This is a genomic window from Sphingomonas sp. Root720, from assembly GCF_001428605.1.
In the GTDB taxonomy this organism is placed as follows: Bacteria; Pseudomonadota; Alphaproteobacteria; order Sphingomonadales; family Sphingomonadaceae; genus Rhizorhabdus.
Genome location: NZ_LMID01000010.1, coordinates 35,620 through 48,266, shown reverse-complemented (window position 1 = coordinate 48,266; position 12,647 = coordinate 35,620). Strand labels below are relative to the sequence as shown.

At 66.1% G+C, this 12,647-nt stretch carries 15 protein-coding genes; 9 read left to right on the top strand and 6 right to left on the bottom strand.

Annotation, left to right across the window (positions count from 1 at the left end):
• Nucleotides 1-37: 37 nt before the first annotated feature.
• Entirely contained in the window at nucleotides 38-625 is a 588-nt protein-coding gene (locus tag ASE22_RS07605) for a hypothetical protein (RefSeq protein ID WP_056550315.1), read from the bottom strand.
• Between the two features lie 49 nt (nucleotides 626-674).
• On the opposite strand from ASE22_RS07605, the gene ASE22_RS07600 reads away from it, so the two are divergent.
• The 4 genes from ASE22_RS07600 to ASE22_RS07585 all read left to right on the top strand — a co-directional run bounded on the left by ASE22_RS07600 (nucleotide 675) and on the right by ASE22_RS07585 (nucleotide 5,551).
• The gene (locus ASE22_RS07600) at nucleotides 675-1,319 is read left to right on the top strand and encodes a hypothetical protein (protein WP_156397541.1); all 645 of its coding nucleotides are present in this window, start codon (nucleotides 675-677) and stop codon (nucleotides 1,317-1,319) included.
• A gap of 97 nt (nucleotides 1,320-1,416) precedes the next feature.
• On the top strand, nucleotides 1,417-2,202 hold the full coding sequence (locus tag ASE22_RS07595) for a transglutaminase-like domain-containing protein (protein WP_056358650.1): 786 nt from the start codon (nucleotides 1,417-1,419) through the stop codon (nucleotides 2,200-2,202).
• 85 nt (nucleotides 2,203-2,287) lie between these two features.
• Nucleotides 2,288-4,111 (top strand): DUF885 domain-containing protein, encoded by a 1,824-nt coding sequence (locus ASE22_RS07590; RefSeq protein ID WP_056356975.1) that lies wholly within the window; start codon nucleotides 2,288-2,290, stop codon nucleotides 4,109-4,111.
• Nucleotides 4,112-4,198: 87 nt separating this feature from the next.
• On the top strand, nucleotides 4,199-5,551 hold the full coding sequence (locus ASE22_RS07585; RefSeq protein ID WP_056356972.1) for an amidase: 1,353 nt from the start codon (nucleotides 4,199-4,201) through the stop codon (nucleotides 5,549-5,551).
• An 18-nt stretch (nucleotides 5,552-5,569) separates the two neighbouring features.
• Here ASE22_RS07585 and ASE22_RS27575 read toward each other — a convergent pair whose 3' ends face one another.
• On the bottom strand, nucleotides 5,570-6,262 hold the full coding sequence (locus ASE22_RS27575; RefSeq protein WP_162248292.1) for an Npun_F0296 family exosortase-dependent surface protein: 693 nt from the start codon (nucleotides 6,260-6,262) through the stop codon (nucleotides 5,570-5,572).
• Between the two features lie 161 nt (nucleotides 6,263-6,423).
• On the opposite strand from ASE22_RS27575, the gene ASE22_RS07575 reads away from it, so the two are divergent.
• Both ASE22_RS07575 and ASE22_RS07570 read left to right on the top strand, forming a co-directional pair.
• Nucleotides 6,424-6,858: a hypothetical protein gene (locus tag ASE22_RS07575; protein ID WP_056356966.1), complete on the top strand. Its 435-nt coding sequence runs from the start codon at nucleotides 6,424-6,426 to the stop codon at nucleotides 6,856-6,858.
• Nucleotides 6,859-6,960: 102 nt separating this feature from the next.
• Nucleotides 6,961-8,082 carry a PQQ-dependent sugar dehydrogenase gene (locus ASE22_RS07570; protein WP_056356964.1) on the top strand — a complete coding sequence of 374 codons (1,122 nt, stop codon included), beginning with the start codon at nucleotides 6,961-6,963 and terminating at the stop codon, nucleotides 8,080-8,082.
• A gap of 7 nt (nucleotides 8,083-8,089) precedes the next feature.
• Here the strand turns inward: ASE22_RS07570 and ASE22_RS07565 are convergent, their stop codons facing one another.
• From ASE22_RS07565 to ASE22_RS07550, 4 genes are all read right to left on the bottom strand, one after another.
• The gene (locus ASE22_RS07565; RefSeq protein ID WP_056356961.1) at nucleotides 8,090-8,770 is read right to left on the bottom strand and encodes a GNAT family N-acetyltransferase; all 681 of its coding nucleotides are present in this window, start codon (nucleotides 8,768-8,770) and stop codon (nucleotides 8,090-8,092) included.
• Entirely contained in the window at nucleotides 8,767-9,426 is a 660-nt protein-coding gene (locus ASE22_RS07560) for a pyridoxamine 5'-phosphate oxidase family protein (RefSeq protein WP_082545843.1), read from the bottom strand. The genes ASE22_RS07565 and ASE22_RS07560 overlap by 4 nt, the downstream gene beginning before the upstream one ends.
• Nucleotides 9,427-9,755: 329 nt before the next feature.
• The gene (locus tag ASE22_RS07555) at nucleotides 9,756-10,007 is read right to left on the bottom strand and encodes a hypothetical protein (RefSeq protein WP_056550319.1); all 252 of its coding nucleotides are present in this window, start codon (nucleotides 10,005-10,007) and stop codon (nucleotides 9,756-9,758) included.
• A gap of 45 nt (nucleotides 10,008-10,052) precedes the next feature.
• Nucleotides 10,053-10,403: a response regulator gene (locus tag ASE22_RS07550; protein ID WP_235537539.1), complete on the bottom strand. Its 351-nt coding sequence runs from the start codon at nucleotides 10,401-10,403 to the stop codon at nucleotides 10,053-10,055.
• Nucleotides 10,404-10,731: 328 nt separating this feature from the next.
• On the opposite strand from ASE22_RS07550, the gene bufA2 reads away from it, so the two are divergent.
• The 3 genes from bufA2 to ASE22_RS07535 are packed head-to-tail and all read left to right on the top strand — an operon-like array spanning nucleotide 10,732 to nucleotide 12,638.
• The gene (gene bufA2 / locus ASE22_RS07545) at nucleotides 10,732-11,007 is read left to right on the top strand and encodes a BufA2 family periplasmic bufferin-type metallophore (protein ID WP_056356953.1); all 276 of its coding nucleotides are present in this window, start codon (nucleotides 10,732-10,734) and stop codon (nucleotides 11,005-11,007) included.
• Between the two features lie 57 nt (nucleotides 11,008-11,064).
• Nucleotides 11,065-11,895, top strand: coding sequence for an MNIO family bufferin maturase (bufB, locus tag ASE22_RS07540; protein ID WP_414886256.1), 831 nt, complete (start codon nucleotides 11,065-11,067; stop codon nucleotides 11,893-11,895).
• A complete protein-coding gene (locus ASE22_RS07535) occupies nucleotides 11,892-12,638 on the top strand; it encodes an HvfC/BufC N-terminal domain-containing protein (protein WP_056356947.1) in 747 nt (248 codons plus the stop codon). Before bufB ends, ASE22_RS07535 begins: the two co-directional genes overlap by 4 nt.
• The last annotated feature ends 9 nt before the right edge of the window (nucleotides 12,639-12,647 follow it).

Below are 12,647 nucleotides of genomic sequence, written 5' to 3'. Positions count from 1 at the left end.
TCGCCGGGCTGCACCTTGCAGTGCCCGGCTTGCGACGTCAGATGTGCGATCCTGGCCGGCGAGGCTTATGATGCCTGGCAGGCGATGCGGCGTCTTCGGCAGGAGCAATCCAGCTCTCCCGAGCCGGCACGGGCGGCGATGCTGTCGTGCGCTGAAGCGCGGATGGCAGACGCAGCGCAAGCGTTCGCGCGAGCGCGTCGCGACGGGCAGCGGGCACTTCGTCCTCGAGCATGGTCTCGAACATCCGGGTCAGCGCTTCTGCACTAGGAAGGGCAACGTCGAGGCGGACATATTGGATGGCCGGTGCCTGAGATGCGATCTCAACCTCGGCCTCGTCGCTGGACAAGCCAGCGAGGGCGAACACCTCGCGCGGCTCGACGCCATGAGACTGGAGGGCGGCGGCGATGCGGCGGGCGGCATCGACCGGCAGCAGGCCGGTGAAGCGGCGTTCCTCATAATAGGCGTAGCGGGTGTCGAGCGGACTGCCGAGCAAGGCCGCGAAGGCGCGCATCGACAGCCCTGATCGGGCGCGCAGAACACGCATGCGTTCGAAGGGCAGGGACATCGGTTCGTTCCATTCGCCACCAGTCAGGGTTGTCAGTAAATCTTGTGCGAAATTGTTCAATCAATTTGTCGGCAGATGGAGGCCGACCTGCGATGAGGAGCGATCGATCATGGCAAGAGCTGGACGCAAGCGTAAGGCAGGAGAACGGAACAAGGCGGGCCGATTGATAGCGATCGGCGGATCGCGCCTCGATCGCGGCACGGCGGAATTGCGGCTGCACCGTGCTCTGCGCGCCGGACCGCTCGACCCCGCCGCGCAGCGGCTGTGGCAACGCGGCAGGGCGGAAGAGGCCGCCGCGATGATCGGGACGGGCGATCTTGGGCAGGCGGTCGACGCGGTCGGCCGCGCCTGGCTGGCCGGCCTGCTCGCCCATCCGGTGCGCGACGGCGATGCGATGCGCGATGCGGGGCGGGTCCTCTCCAAGCTCTACTGGTCGCATTATGCGGAGCTGGCGCCGAGCGGAGGCCTTTACCGCGAGATGGTCGGGCGGGGCGTGTTGCGATCGGGCGCTGGTGGCGACGCGGAGCGCGCGGCGCAGCTAGAGGCAGCGCTCAACCGGCGGCTGGTGGTTCTGGACGATTGTGGGCGCGACGTGCGTCGGGCGGTCGAGAGCCTGTGCGTCGACCATCATTTCGAGTTCGGTCCGGCCTGGCTCGATCGCCTGATCGCCGCGTGCCGGGAGAAGCGCGCCGCGGGGGAGGAGGATCAGCGACGGATGAACGCGGCCGTGCTGGGCCTTGCCGCGCTGACCTGATCCGCAGGTCGGTGGCGAAGCGTATGGAACTTTCGGGCTCCGCCCGGGTCCTCCATTTTCGCGGCGCGTCGTGCGCCGCGCGAAAGGGAATCCGATCATGCGCTTACAGATCGATACGGACCTGCGCTATTCGATGGTCGAGCCGGTCGACCTCCTGCTGGCGGTCGAGGTCGCGCGGATGGCGGACCAGAGCCCTGTCGACGAGCGCCTGATCGTGGATGGCATTGGTCCGTTGCGGGCGATCGACGGCGAGGATGGGATCGGAAGGCGTCAATGGATGCGCGCCGAGGGCGATTTTCATGCACGCTATCAGGCCGTGGTGAACGTCGAGCGGCGTCCGGTGACGATTGACGAGCTGCCGATCACCCCGCGCCGTGACCTGCCCCCGCGTGTAATTCCCTATTTGTGGCCGAGCCGCTATTGCGAGGCGGACCGGTTCGAGGCCTTTGTCGAGCGCGAGTTTCCGGGCGATAATCATGGCCGCAAGATCCTCGCGATGGCGCGCTGGATTCGCGAGCATCTCGATTATTGTCCGGGTTCCACCGATGCACGGACCACCGCGGTCGACGTGTTCGTTTCCCGGCAGGGCGTGTGCCGAGATTTTGCCCATCTGCTCGCCAGTCTGGCCCGGGCGGCGGGTGTGCCGGCGCGGCTGGCTTCAGCTTATGCCTGGCAGCTCGATCCGCCGGATTTCCACGCTGTGGTCGAGGTCTGGTTGGCGGGCGACTGGTATCTGGTCGACCCGACCGAATTGGCCCCGCTCGACGGCCTGGTGCGGATCGCGGTGGGGCGGGATGCGACCGACATCGCCTTCATGACGATCTTCGGGGCCGCCGATCTTATCGAACAGACTATAAGGGTTGAGCGGATCGGCGGCGATTGAAGCCTGGCGAGACCCTCTGGCGCGGCAACGGGTGTTTCGCCTAATATCGCCTCATATCAAAAACTTGATCCGAGAGGGGATCGCCATGGATCGCCGTACCTTCATCGCCTCCGCCGGCACCACTGCCCTGATCGCGGGTCTTGGGCCCGCTGCTGGTCTTTCCCAGGCCTTCGCCGGGGGGGCGGCAGCCGACGCGAGGCTCAATGCACTGTTCGACCGCATCTTCGCCGGCACGCTCGATGCCTCGCCCGAATTCTGTACCGCGCTCGGCTATGACAAGGGCGATCGGGCTGCCGCCAAGAGCCGACTCGACGACAATAGCGACGCTGGGATGCGCGCCGACCTGGCCCGTACGAAGGCGTGGCTGGCCGAGCTCGAGGCCTTTCCGGCTGCAGGGCTGTCGGAAGCCGGCGCGCTCAACCGCGAGATCGTCACCTACTCGCTTCGCAACCAGACCGTCGCGTCCGAGAGATTCGGGATCGACAGCGTGGTGCGGCCCTATCGCATCTTCCAGCAGGGCGGCGCTTATTTTCAACAGCCCGATTTCCTGAACGACGCGCATGTGATTGCCACCAAGACCGATTGCGACGCTTATCTGGCCCGGCTCGATGCGTTGGCCGGAGTGCTGGACACAGACACCGCAGTGCAGAGGGAACGTTCGGCGCGGGGCATCACCGCCCCGGATTTCTCGATTGACCTGACCCTCGGTCAGCTCGGGAAGCTGCGCAACCTGCCAGCCGAAGACAATCCGCTGGTCAGGTCGCTGGTCCGGCGTGCGAAGGAAAAAGGAATAGAGGGCGATTTCTCGGCTCCGGCCGCTAAGGTCGTCGAGGCCAAAATCTATCCGGCGCTCGACCGGCAGATCGCGCTGATGAAGCAGCTGCGCGCCACGACGGCGCCAGGTTCGGGCGTCTGGCGATTGCGCGACGGAGATGCGATCTACGCGGCCGCGCTGGCGCAGGCCACCACCACCAGCCTTTCCCCCGGGGAGGTCCACAAGATGGGCCTCGATCAGGTCGCCGAGATCAGCGCCGAGCTCGACAGTATTCTGAAGGGGCAAGGGCTGACCCAGGGCGGGATCGGCGAGCGGCTGACCGCGCTCAACAGGGATCCCAGGCAGCTCTACGCCGATAGCGCCGAGGGCCGCGCCGCGCTCATAGCCTCGCTCAACGAGAGCGTGAAGGCGATGTATGCGAAGCTGCCGCAGGACTTTGCGCATGTGCCTACCGCGCCGCTCGAGATCCGCGCGGTGCCGGTGGAGATCCAGGACGGAGCGTCGAACGGTTATTACAAGCGCGCCACGCTCGACGGTACGCGGCCGGCGATCTACTTCATCAACCTCAAGGATGTCGGCGACTGGCCCAAATATACGCTGCCGTCGCTGACCTTCCACGAGGGCGTTCCCGGCCATCATCTCCAGATCAGCCTGGCGCAGGAATCGAAGGACATCCCGACCCTGCGCAAGATCGGCTTCTTCGGCGCCTATAGCGAAGGCTGGGCGCTCTATGCCGAGCAACTTGCCGACGAATTGAAGGGTTATGCCGATCCGCTCGAACGTGCGGGCTATCTCCAGTCCTTCCTGTTTCGCGCGGCGCGGCTCGTCGTCGATACCGGCATCCACACCAAGCGTTGGGACCGCGACAAGGCGACCGCCTATATGGTTGACACGACGGGCTTCGCCCAGCCCCGCTCGCAACGCGAGGTGGAACGTTACTGCACTCAGCCGGGGCAGGCCTGTTCCTACAAAGTCGGGCATATGGCCTGGATGCGTGCTCGCGCCAACGCACAGAAGGCGCTCGGCAGTCGCTTCGACATTCGCCAGTTCCATGACGTGCTGAAGAGCGGGGCGATGCCGCTGACCGTGATGGAGCGCCTGGTAGAGACGCGGACGAAGGCGCTACTGGCCTGATCACCGTGCCGGGTGCGGGCTCGTCCAGTTGGACGATGCCGGCGCCCGACCGGGCGGCGAAAACCTTCCGGCGGGGAGGGCAAGCCGATGGAAGAGCCGTTCGAGCTCGATGTGGCCGAACTGGGCAGGCGATACCGTGACCGGACATTGTCGCCGGTCGAGGTCGAGCGCGGGCTGGCCAAGCGGATCGCGCGGCTCGATCGGACGCTGGGCGCCTTCACGGCATTGGCGGGCGAGGAAGCGCTGGCCGCTGCACGGTTGGCGGAAGCCGAACTGGCCGCCGGCATCGACCGCGGGCCGCTCCACGGCATCCCGGTGACGGTCAAGGATCTCTGCCTGACCCGCGACATGCCCACGACGGTCGGGCTGCGCGGCTTCGCGCAGCGCCTGCCCCGGCGCGATGCGGCCGTGGTGGCCCAACTGCGCGCGGCGGGGGCGGTGCTGATCGGCAAGACCTATACGACGGCGGGCGCCTTCGTCGATCCGGCGGCCGATCGGCCGTTTCCGCGCCAGCCATGGCGCGACGATATTTTCCCGGGGATGTCTTCGACCGGCGCGGGCGTCGCCGTGGCGGCAGGCTTCTGTTCGGTGGCGATCGGAACCGACACCGGCGGATCGATCCGGTTGCCATCGCTGTGTTGCGGCGTCAGCGGCCTCAAGCCGGCCTATGGTCGGGTCGACGCCCAAGGCGTGTTCGAATCCGCCCGCTCGTTCGACCATGTCGGCCCCATGGCCCGCAGCGTCGCCGATCTAGCGGCGGCTATGACCATCATCGGCCGAGGCAAGGCGTGCCACCCGGTCGCCGATCTCGCGGGTGTCAGGCTCGGGATCGACCGCCGGGAACTGGAGGGGACCGGCCCGAAAAGCCGCGCGGCGATCGAGCGGGCGATCGATCTGTTCGTCGGGCTCGGCGTCGAGGCGGTCGAGGTGGCAATGCCGCCGGTCGCGGATCTGCTTGCCGTCGCAGCCCGACGGCAGGCCCGGGAAACGGCGTCCGTGCATGCGGCCTGGTATCCGTTGCATGTCGAGGATTACGGGCCAGGGCTTGCCGCGACGATCGAGCGGGGCTGGTCGATGCGACCGGAGGATCTCGAGGATTTCGATGCTATCCGAGCCGAATATGGTCAGCGGCTCGACGGCTTGTTCGGCGTGGCCGACCTGATCATCCTGCCGGTGTTGACGATCGACACGCCGACGACGGGCGAATGGGCGGCGGCGATGGAGAAGGCGGATCCGATGGGCGCGCGGTTCACCAAGCCGTTCAATGTGACGGGGCACCCCACCCTGGCCCTACCCGCCGGCTTCGACGAGCATGGTCTGCCATTGGGTTTCCAGCTTATCGGGCGGCCTGCCGAAGAAGCCTTGTTGCTGGGCGCTGGCATGGGCTTTCAGCGGATCAGCGACTGGCACCGGTCAGGCTCGCCGTCCCAGGCGCGATAGCGCCGGCCGAAGGCCGGATCAGAGCGCCCAGGCCGACCGCGGCAAAGCGCCGAGCCGTGATCGCCGCCGCAACGTCGCGCCGATCGCGCCGAAGCCGAGCAGCATCATCGCCCAGCTCGCCGGTTCGGGCGCAGTGCTGACCACCGCAGAGCCGACCGTCAGATTATCGAACTCGAAGCCGCCGCCGCCATTCTGCACGAGATGGATGCGGTTGAAGCCCATATCGCTCTCGAAATTGAAGAAGGCGTACATTTCGCCGCCGTTGCCGCCGCCGAACGGGTTGCCATAATAAGCGCTGCCGAAGCCCGGTGCGTTCTGCAACAAGGACTGGAGGGCGAAGCTGCCGAGCAGGCTGTCGTCGTTGTAGAGTTCGACGGTGTTGTTGCCGTCGAGCGCCGAACCCCAGAGGCCGAAATAATTGACCGATTGCGACAACTGATAGATCGCCGGATCACCCTGGACGGTACCGAACAGACCGTTGCCGCCCGCACCGCCATAGACGTTCGCTCCGCCGATGTTGACGAAGCCGGCAATGCCCGTGCCCGTAATCGACGAACCCGCGAACTGGATGGTCGGCAAACCGTTCGGAGCGTCGTCGAGGTTGGCGACCGAGAAATCATAGCCGGAAAGACTGGCCGCAGCCGATCCGGCCTGGTTGACCGACACCACGACCGCGGCGCCGGCCGAGCGTGCCGACAGACCCCCCATCATCGCCAAGGCGATTATCATTGCACGAAACATACGCACGCGACCCCGTTACACTCGGACGCCCCCCGTCCATCGGCTTGTCTATCATCGTCGCGCGATGAGCGGTAGTGCGGGATGTGGCGGCCGGCGGTGGCATAAGACTAAAGTCCTGCTATATCGCCACAATGAGCATTCTGGATATCGATGTGTGGGTCGGCAAGACGCTGTTCGTGCCGCCGATCATCAAGTTCTGCCAGATCACCCGGCAGAGCCAATATGCGGTTTCGCGCCTCTTCTGGTTTCTCACCGCGCTCGACCAGTTGCGCATCGCCACGTCGCTGACGTCGCAGATCATCGCCGGGCTGTTCAGCCTCTTCATGATGGTCACTGCGTCGTTGCGCGCCGATATCCCGGCCTTCAGCATGCGCTGGTTCCGGATCGTCGCATTGGTCCTCCTGTTGCTCGACGTCTTCTCGGGGGTCGTCAGCGGTGAATGGAAAGGCGTCGAGATCTGGGTGCTGGTGCTGTTCGCCGAATATGCGGCGACGATCACCAACATCCCGCCCAGCGAGCGGAAGCGGCAGGCCGAAGCAGGGCGGCCGAACGAAGCGAGGCGCTGAGCCGGGCGGGTATATCGCCCTGATTGCCAACCCTTTGTCTTTCCTTTCCGCGCAACTCTCCGACGGGTGCTACGTTGGGCGTATATCCCTAGGAGCAGATCGATGCGTCGCTTCACCATGCCCTTCGCGTTCCTCCTTGCCGCCGGCGTACCGGCTTTCGCCGCGCAGGCGCCGATCACCGGCAACCGCCCTTTTGCCGACAAGCCGTTCGCGACCGTCGCGGTGGCGAGCTTCGAAAGTCCTTGGGCGATGGCCTTCCTGCCCGACGGCCACATGCTGGTGACCGAAAAGGCGGGACGCCTGCTGCTGCTGTCCCCCGACGGCCGGCGGCGGACGGCGGTCGAAGGGATTCCCGCGGTCGATTCCGGCGGGCAGGGGGCCTTGGGAGATGTGGTGCCGCATCCGGACTTCCCCGCCAATCGCCTGGTCTATTTCAGCTATTCGGTACCGGGCTCACCCAATGGCGTCGTCCTGGCTCGGGGCAGGCTGGCTGGCGATCTCGGAGGCGCGCGGCTGGAGGGAGTAACGACCCTCTACCGTGCGCATCCGTTGAAGAGTGGTGGGCATTATGCAGGACGGATCGCGTTTTCAACCGACGGCCATCTGTTTTTCGCGATGGGCGAGCGGCAGAAGTTCACCCCCGCGCAGGAGCCCGACGGCGTGCTTGGCAAGGTCGTGCGCCTGACCATGGAGGGCAAGCCCGCACCGGGTAATCCGCTGGCGGCGAAAGGCTTCGATCCCGCGGTGTGGAGTTATGGACATCGCAATCCGCTCGGTCTCGCCTTCGATCCACAGGGACGGCTGTGGGAGGCCGAGATGGGCCCCAAGGGCGGGGACGAAGTCAATCTGGTCCTGCCGGGCCGCAACTATGGTTGGCCGATCGTATCCAACGGCGATCATTATGACGGCAAGCCGATCCCAGACCACGTCACCCGGCCCGATCTAGAGGCGCCGAAGGTCAGCTGGAACCCGTCGATCTCGCCGTCGAGCCTGCTCGTCTATTCGGGCAAGCTCTTCCCGAAATGGCGCGGCAAGGCGCTGGTCGGAGCGCTGTCGGGCGAGATGCTGATCCTTGTCGGCCTGAACGGCGACGGAGCCAGGGAAGAGGCGCGCTACCAGATGGGCAATCGCATCCGGGCGGTGGATCAGGGTCCCGACGGTGCCGTCTATGTGCTGGAGGACAAGGACGGCGGGCGGCTGCTCAAGTTAACGCCGGCAAGCTAGATCGGCTCTAGGCGCGACGCAGGACGAGGACCGAAACCTCGGTCCGGATGCGGAAGCCCAGCGCCTCATAGAGACGGATCGCGCCGGTGTTGGTCGCATAGGCATGAAGGAAGGGAGTCTCGCCCCGCGCGGCGATCCGGTTGGCGACGATGCGGGAGAGCAGGCCGGCGAGGCCTCGCCCGCGAAACTCGGGATGGGTGCAGACTCCGCTGACCTCGCAATGGCCTTGCGGCTTCAGCCGTTCGCCCGCCATGGCGGCGAGCCGTCCATCGATCCGTACGCCGATGAAACCGCCGAACATGTGGGTATTGGCGAGGAACGGGCCGGGTTCGGTCAGCGTCGCCAGGGCGAGCATTTCAGGCGCGTCGGCGTCGGTCAACGTTACGACCCTGTCGTCGGGGCCGTCCGGTTCGAGCGCCCCCGCAACCATCTGGACTCCCGACGCCTGCTTCTCGACGACGGCGCCCGGTGGCACTGCGATCGTCCCGGCTTCCAGCAGGACGATGCCGCCTTCGGTCGGCAGCAGTGCGGCCAGCGCCGCCAGCGCTTCGGGCGAGGCGTCACGGGCGGCGGCGAAAGGGCTGATATCGGCGCGATAGCGTCGCGCCCGCATGTCGCCGAGCGCAAAGCCGGCGTGCCGGTGCCCCAGCGCGTCCCATATCGGCCGGTCGAGCGGATGCTCGCTCATCGCTTCGGCGTCACGAGTCGATCGGTGATGGCGGGCGGGCGTCGGGTTGCGGCGCGCGTAAGTGGATCGGGCTCCAGCGCCTCGATAGTCAGGCGGAATGGCGCCACGCCCGCCCATACCGCGTCGCCCATATCCTCATCGTCGTCGACCGGGTCGCCGGTACGGATCTTCACCGAGGCTTCGTCGAGCGGCATCCAGAGGATCCGGGTCGCCCTAAGCTCCTGCTCGTTCACGGGCCGCAGTTCCTTCCAGCGGCCGGGAAAGAGGCCCTCCATCATCGCTTTCAGGCTGGCCAGCTTCGCGGCGTTGCCGGTCAGTAGACGGGCGGTGCCGAAGATCATCGCCGATCGGTAGTTGGCCGAATGGTGGAAGGCCGATCGGGCCAGGACAAGCCCGTCGAGGTGGGTGACCGTCAGGCAGACATCGAGATCCTCGCTGGCGCGCAACGCGCGGCTGGCGCTCGAGCCGTGCCAGTAGATCGCGTCGCCTTCGCGCCAGTACAGGGTTGGCGTCACTACGGGATAGCCGTCGAAGACATAGCCGACATGGCACAGCGTGCCGGCGTCGAGCACGGCATGCAGGGTATCGCGATCATAGGAGGCGCGCTGGTGAACGCGCCTGACGCGCGTGCGCGCACTGGGCGGCGAGGACGGCAAGAGATAAAACCCCCGATACGGATAATCTTGTGGGCGTGACGCCCCGCCCTGGAGGACGGCGGGGCGGGGCACGCTCAAGCACAAACCGCCCCCGAATATGCGCGGCGTTGTGCCCTGACGAGGCTATAGCGCATTTTCCGAGCCGTCGCGAGAGGGGCGGCTCGCCGCCGCGCTATCGAAAAAGGAAAAACCCGCCGGGCCGTGGTCCCGGCGGGTTCGTTCTACTAATGCCGGGGGTAGGGGGGCTTTTCCGGCCCGTTCACAACCGTCCGGCGCGAGCCAGGTTCCGGTTTGCCGCCATTTCGATCGTCGGCGATGGCGCTTCGCGATCAGGGAGCTGCGAGACTTCCCAACTCGCGCAGGCTGATGCCGTAGACGGCGCAGATATGATCCCGCAGTGCGCGCTTCGCCAGCGCCATGTCGGCATAGGCCGATTCCTCCGCCTCTTCGGCGTCCAGATCTATCTCGAAGGCATTGGGGACAAGCGCTTCCCAGCTGGTCGCGTGCCGAAGCGCGGCCTCGCGCACCAACTGAACGAGCTGCCGGCCTTCGCTTTCCACATCGCAAGTCTGTTTCTGCATGGATGGCCAACGTGCGACCCGGCATTCGGTGCCAAAGCGATCTAACTAGCCCAGCAACCTGCCCATTTCGGCGATCAGCGTCGCAGCGCGATAGGGTTTCTGCAGGAAGGGAACCGATGCCGGCATCATCGTGTCCTCCCGATAAAGATGTCCCGAGGTCAGGATGACCGGAAGGTCGGGCCAACGCTCGCGCACCCGAAGCGCCAGCCCCAGCCCGTCGACCGCGCCGGGCATCTTGACGTCGGTGAAGACGAGATCGATGTCGTCGCGAACTTCGAGCAGGATGAGCGCCTGATCGGCATCCTGCGCCTCAACCGTCGTATAACCTGCGTCTTCGAGGGCATCGACCGCTATCATGCGCACGAATAGTTCGTCTTCGACGACGAGAACGGTCATCTGGTTACGGGTCGAAAACGTCCTTTCCAGCAACTCCGTTCGTCCCACCGGCATGTCGTCGATCCTTGGGTGCCCGATTCTCGCTATGGAATCCAGCTGTTGGGGCCATGGGCCCAGGATAAGGCTGCACGATCATCCGAAGGCGTCGGCACATCCCGGTAACGATCGTCCGGCCCAGCCGATCCATATCGGCCCAGCCCGACCGTTCGACGACATGAGACTCGCCGCTGCTATATTGGTGAAATATTTGTCCGGCAGTGTAACCTGGTCTCGGGTCACCGCGTATCTGACCGAGCCACCGAAGGCATAATCAGGGGAGAACTGAAAGATGATCACCGTCAAGACCGGCATCAGCGCCGCCACCTCCGCCGCGCTCATCGCTTTCGCCGCGATGCAGGCCGCTCCCGCGCTTGCCGGTGCCACCAAGGAAGCAAAGACCGTCCACTGCTACGGCGTCAACAGCTGCAAGGGCACCTCCGACTGTGCCACCGCCGAGCATTCGTGCAAGGGCCAGAATAGCTGCAAGGGCCATGGCTACAAGGCGATGACCGCGGAAGCCTGCACGGCCGCCGGCGGCGTCACCACCGATCCGAAGAAGCAATAAGCTTTGGAGCCGGTCGGACGACATGTTTCGTCCGGCCGGCGTCCGTCGATGCCCGACATGACCAGCGCGATCTTCGGTCTCGGCCTGCGCAAGCCGCACCACGGCGACTTCCTCGACGGCGAGAAGCCCGTCGCGGTCGACTTCGTCGAGGTGATCTCCGAGAATTTCATGGTTCCCGGCGGCCGGCCGCGCGACACGCTCCGCCGTGTCCGCGATCGCCATCCCGTCGCCCTGCACGGCGTATCGATGTCGGTGGGGTCAGCCGACGGGGTCGATCGCGACTATCTCGCGCGGCTCCGCCTGCTCGTCGACTCGGTCGATCCGCTGTTCGTGTCCGACCATCTGTGCTGGACCCGGGTGGAAGGCTTCAACTCGCACGACCTGCTGCCGCTGCCCTATACCGAGGAGGCGCTGGACCTGGTCTGCGCCAATATCGGCGTTGCGCAGGACATGCTCGGCCGGGCGATGCTGATCGAGAATCCGTCGAGCTACGTCGCCTTCGCCGACGCGCCGATGACCGAATGGGAATTCCTCGACGCCATGTGCGCCCGTACCGGTTGCGGGCTGCTGCTCGACGTCAACAACATCTATGTCAGCGCGGCCAATCACGGCTTCGACGCGCGCGACTATCTGGCGGGCATTCCCGCCGACCGGGTCGCGCAGATCCATCTCGCCGGGCACAGCCAGGGCCACAAGCTGCTTGTCGACACGCACGACAGGCCGGTGCCGCCGCCGGTCTGGGCGCTCTATGAGGCGGCTGTCGAAAAGGTGGGCCCGGTTGCGACGATGATCGAACGCGACGATAATATTCCGCCGCTGGCCGAATTGCTGGAGGAGTTGCAGGTCGCGCGCGACATGGCACGCCCCTATGTGCGGAGGGCGGCGTGAGCCTGCTGGCGATGCAGCGCGACTTCCGGGCCTGGCTGTCGGAATCGTCGGAGGATGCCGCGGCGCGCATCGGCGACGGTGCGCGGTCCGGACTCGAGATCTACCACAATAATTACCGCGCCGCCCTGACCAACTGCCTGGCCGAGGCCTTCGAGCGCGTGCACCTGTGGGTCGGAGACGAGCGCTTCTGGTCGACGACGGCCGCGCACATCGACGTCACGCCGCCACATGCCTGGACGCTCGACGCCTATGCGCGCGACTTCCCCGAGACGCTGGATCTGCTGTTTCGCGACGATCCCGAGATCGCCGAGCTCGGCTGGCTGGACCTGACCCTGTCGGAAGCCTTTGTCGGGCCCGACGCCGCGTCGGTCGATCCGGCCGGACTGGGCGAAGTCGATTGGGACACGGCGGTGCTGCGCCTGTCGCCGACGCTGGCCACGAAGGATTTCCGCAGCAATGCAGCGGCGATCTGGTCGGCACTGTCGACCGGGGAAATGCCGCCCGCCGCCAGGCTTCTGCCCGAACCGGTGACGATGCTGGTATGGCGGAACGAGCTGATGCCCCGTTTTCGCACGGCCGAGCCCGGCGAGGCGATGGCGATCGCGCTGGCACGCTCGGGGGCCGGTTTCGCGGCGATATGCGTAGCGATGATCGACCTGCTGGGAGAAGAGGGCGGCGTTGCCGCCGCCGGCCAGCTGCTCGGGCGCTGGATCGGCGACGGCCTGGTCGTCGGGATCGATTGACCGGAGGCG

Excerpts from the sequence above, each read along its gene's own strand:
- ASE22_RS07600 (WP_156397541.1), top strand. The coding sequence starts at position 675 with ATGGCAAGAGCTGGACGCAAGCGTAAGGCAGGAGAACGGAACAAGGCG.
- ASE22_RS07595 (WP_056358650.1), top strand. The coding sequence starts at position 1,417 with ATGCGCTTACAGATCGATACGGACCTGCGCTATTCGATGGTCGAGCCG.
- ASE22_RS07590 (WP_056356975.1), top strand. The coding sequence starts at position 2,288 with ATGGATCGCCGTACCTTCATCGCCTCCGCCGGCACCACTGCCCTGATC.
- ASE22_RS07585 (WP_056356972.1), top strand. The coding sequence starts at position 4,199 with ATGGAAGAGCCGTTCGAGCTCGATGTGGCCGAACTGGGCAGGCGATAC.
- ASE22_RS27575 (WP_162248292.1), bottom strand. The coding sequence starts at position 6,262 with ATGATGGGGGGTCTGTCGGCACGCTCGGCCGGCGCCGCGGTCGTGGTG.
- ASE22_RS07575 (WP_056356966.1), top strand. The coding sequence starts at position 6,424 with ATGAGCATTCTGGATATCGATGTGTGGGTCGGCAAGACGCTGTTCGTG.
- ASE22_RS07570 (WP_056356964.1), top strand. The coding sequence starts at position 6,961 with ATGCGTCGCTTCACCATGCCCTTCGCGTTCCTCCTTGCCGCCGGCGTA.
- ASE22_RS07565 (WP_056356961.1), bottom strand. The coding sequence starts at position 8,770 with ATGAGCGAGCATCCGCTCGACCGGCCGATATGGGACGCGCTGGGGCAC.
- ASE22_RS07555 (WP_056550319.1), bottom strand. The coding sequence starts at position 10,007 with ATGCAGAAACAGACTTGCGATGTGGAAAGCGAAGGCCGGCAGCTCGTT.
- ASE22_RS07550 (WP_235537539.1), bottom strand. The coding sequence starts at position 10,403 with ATGACCGTTCTCGTCGTCGAAGACGAACTATTCGTGCGCATGATAGCG.
- bufA2 (WP_056356953.1), top strand. The coding sequence starts at position 10,732 with ATGATCACCGTCAAGACCGGCATCAGCGCCGCCACCTCCGCCGCGCTC.
- bufB (WP_414886256.1), top strand. The coding sequence starts at position 11,065 with ATGACCAGCGCGATCTTCGGTCTCGGCCTGCGCAAGCCGCACCACGGC.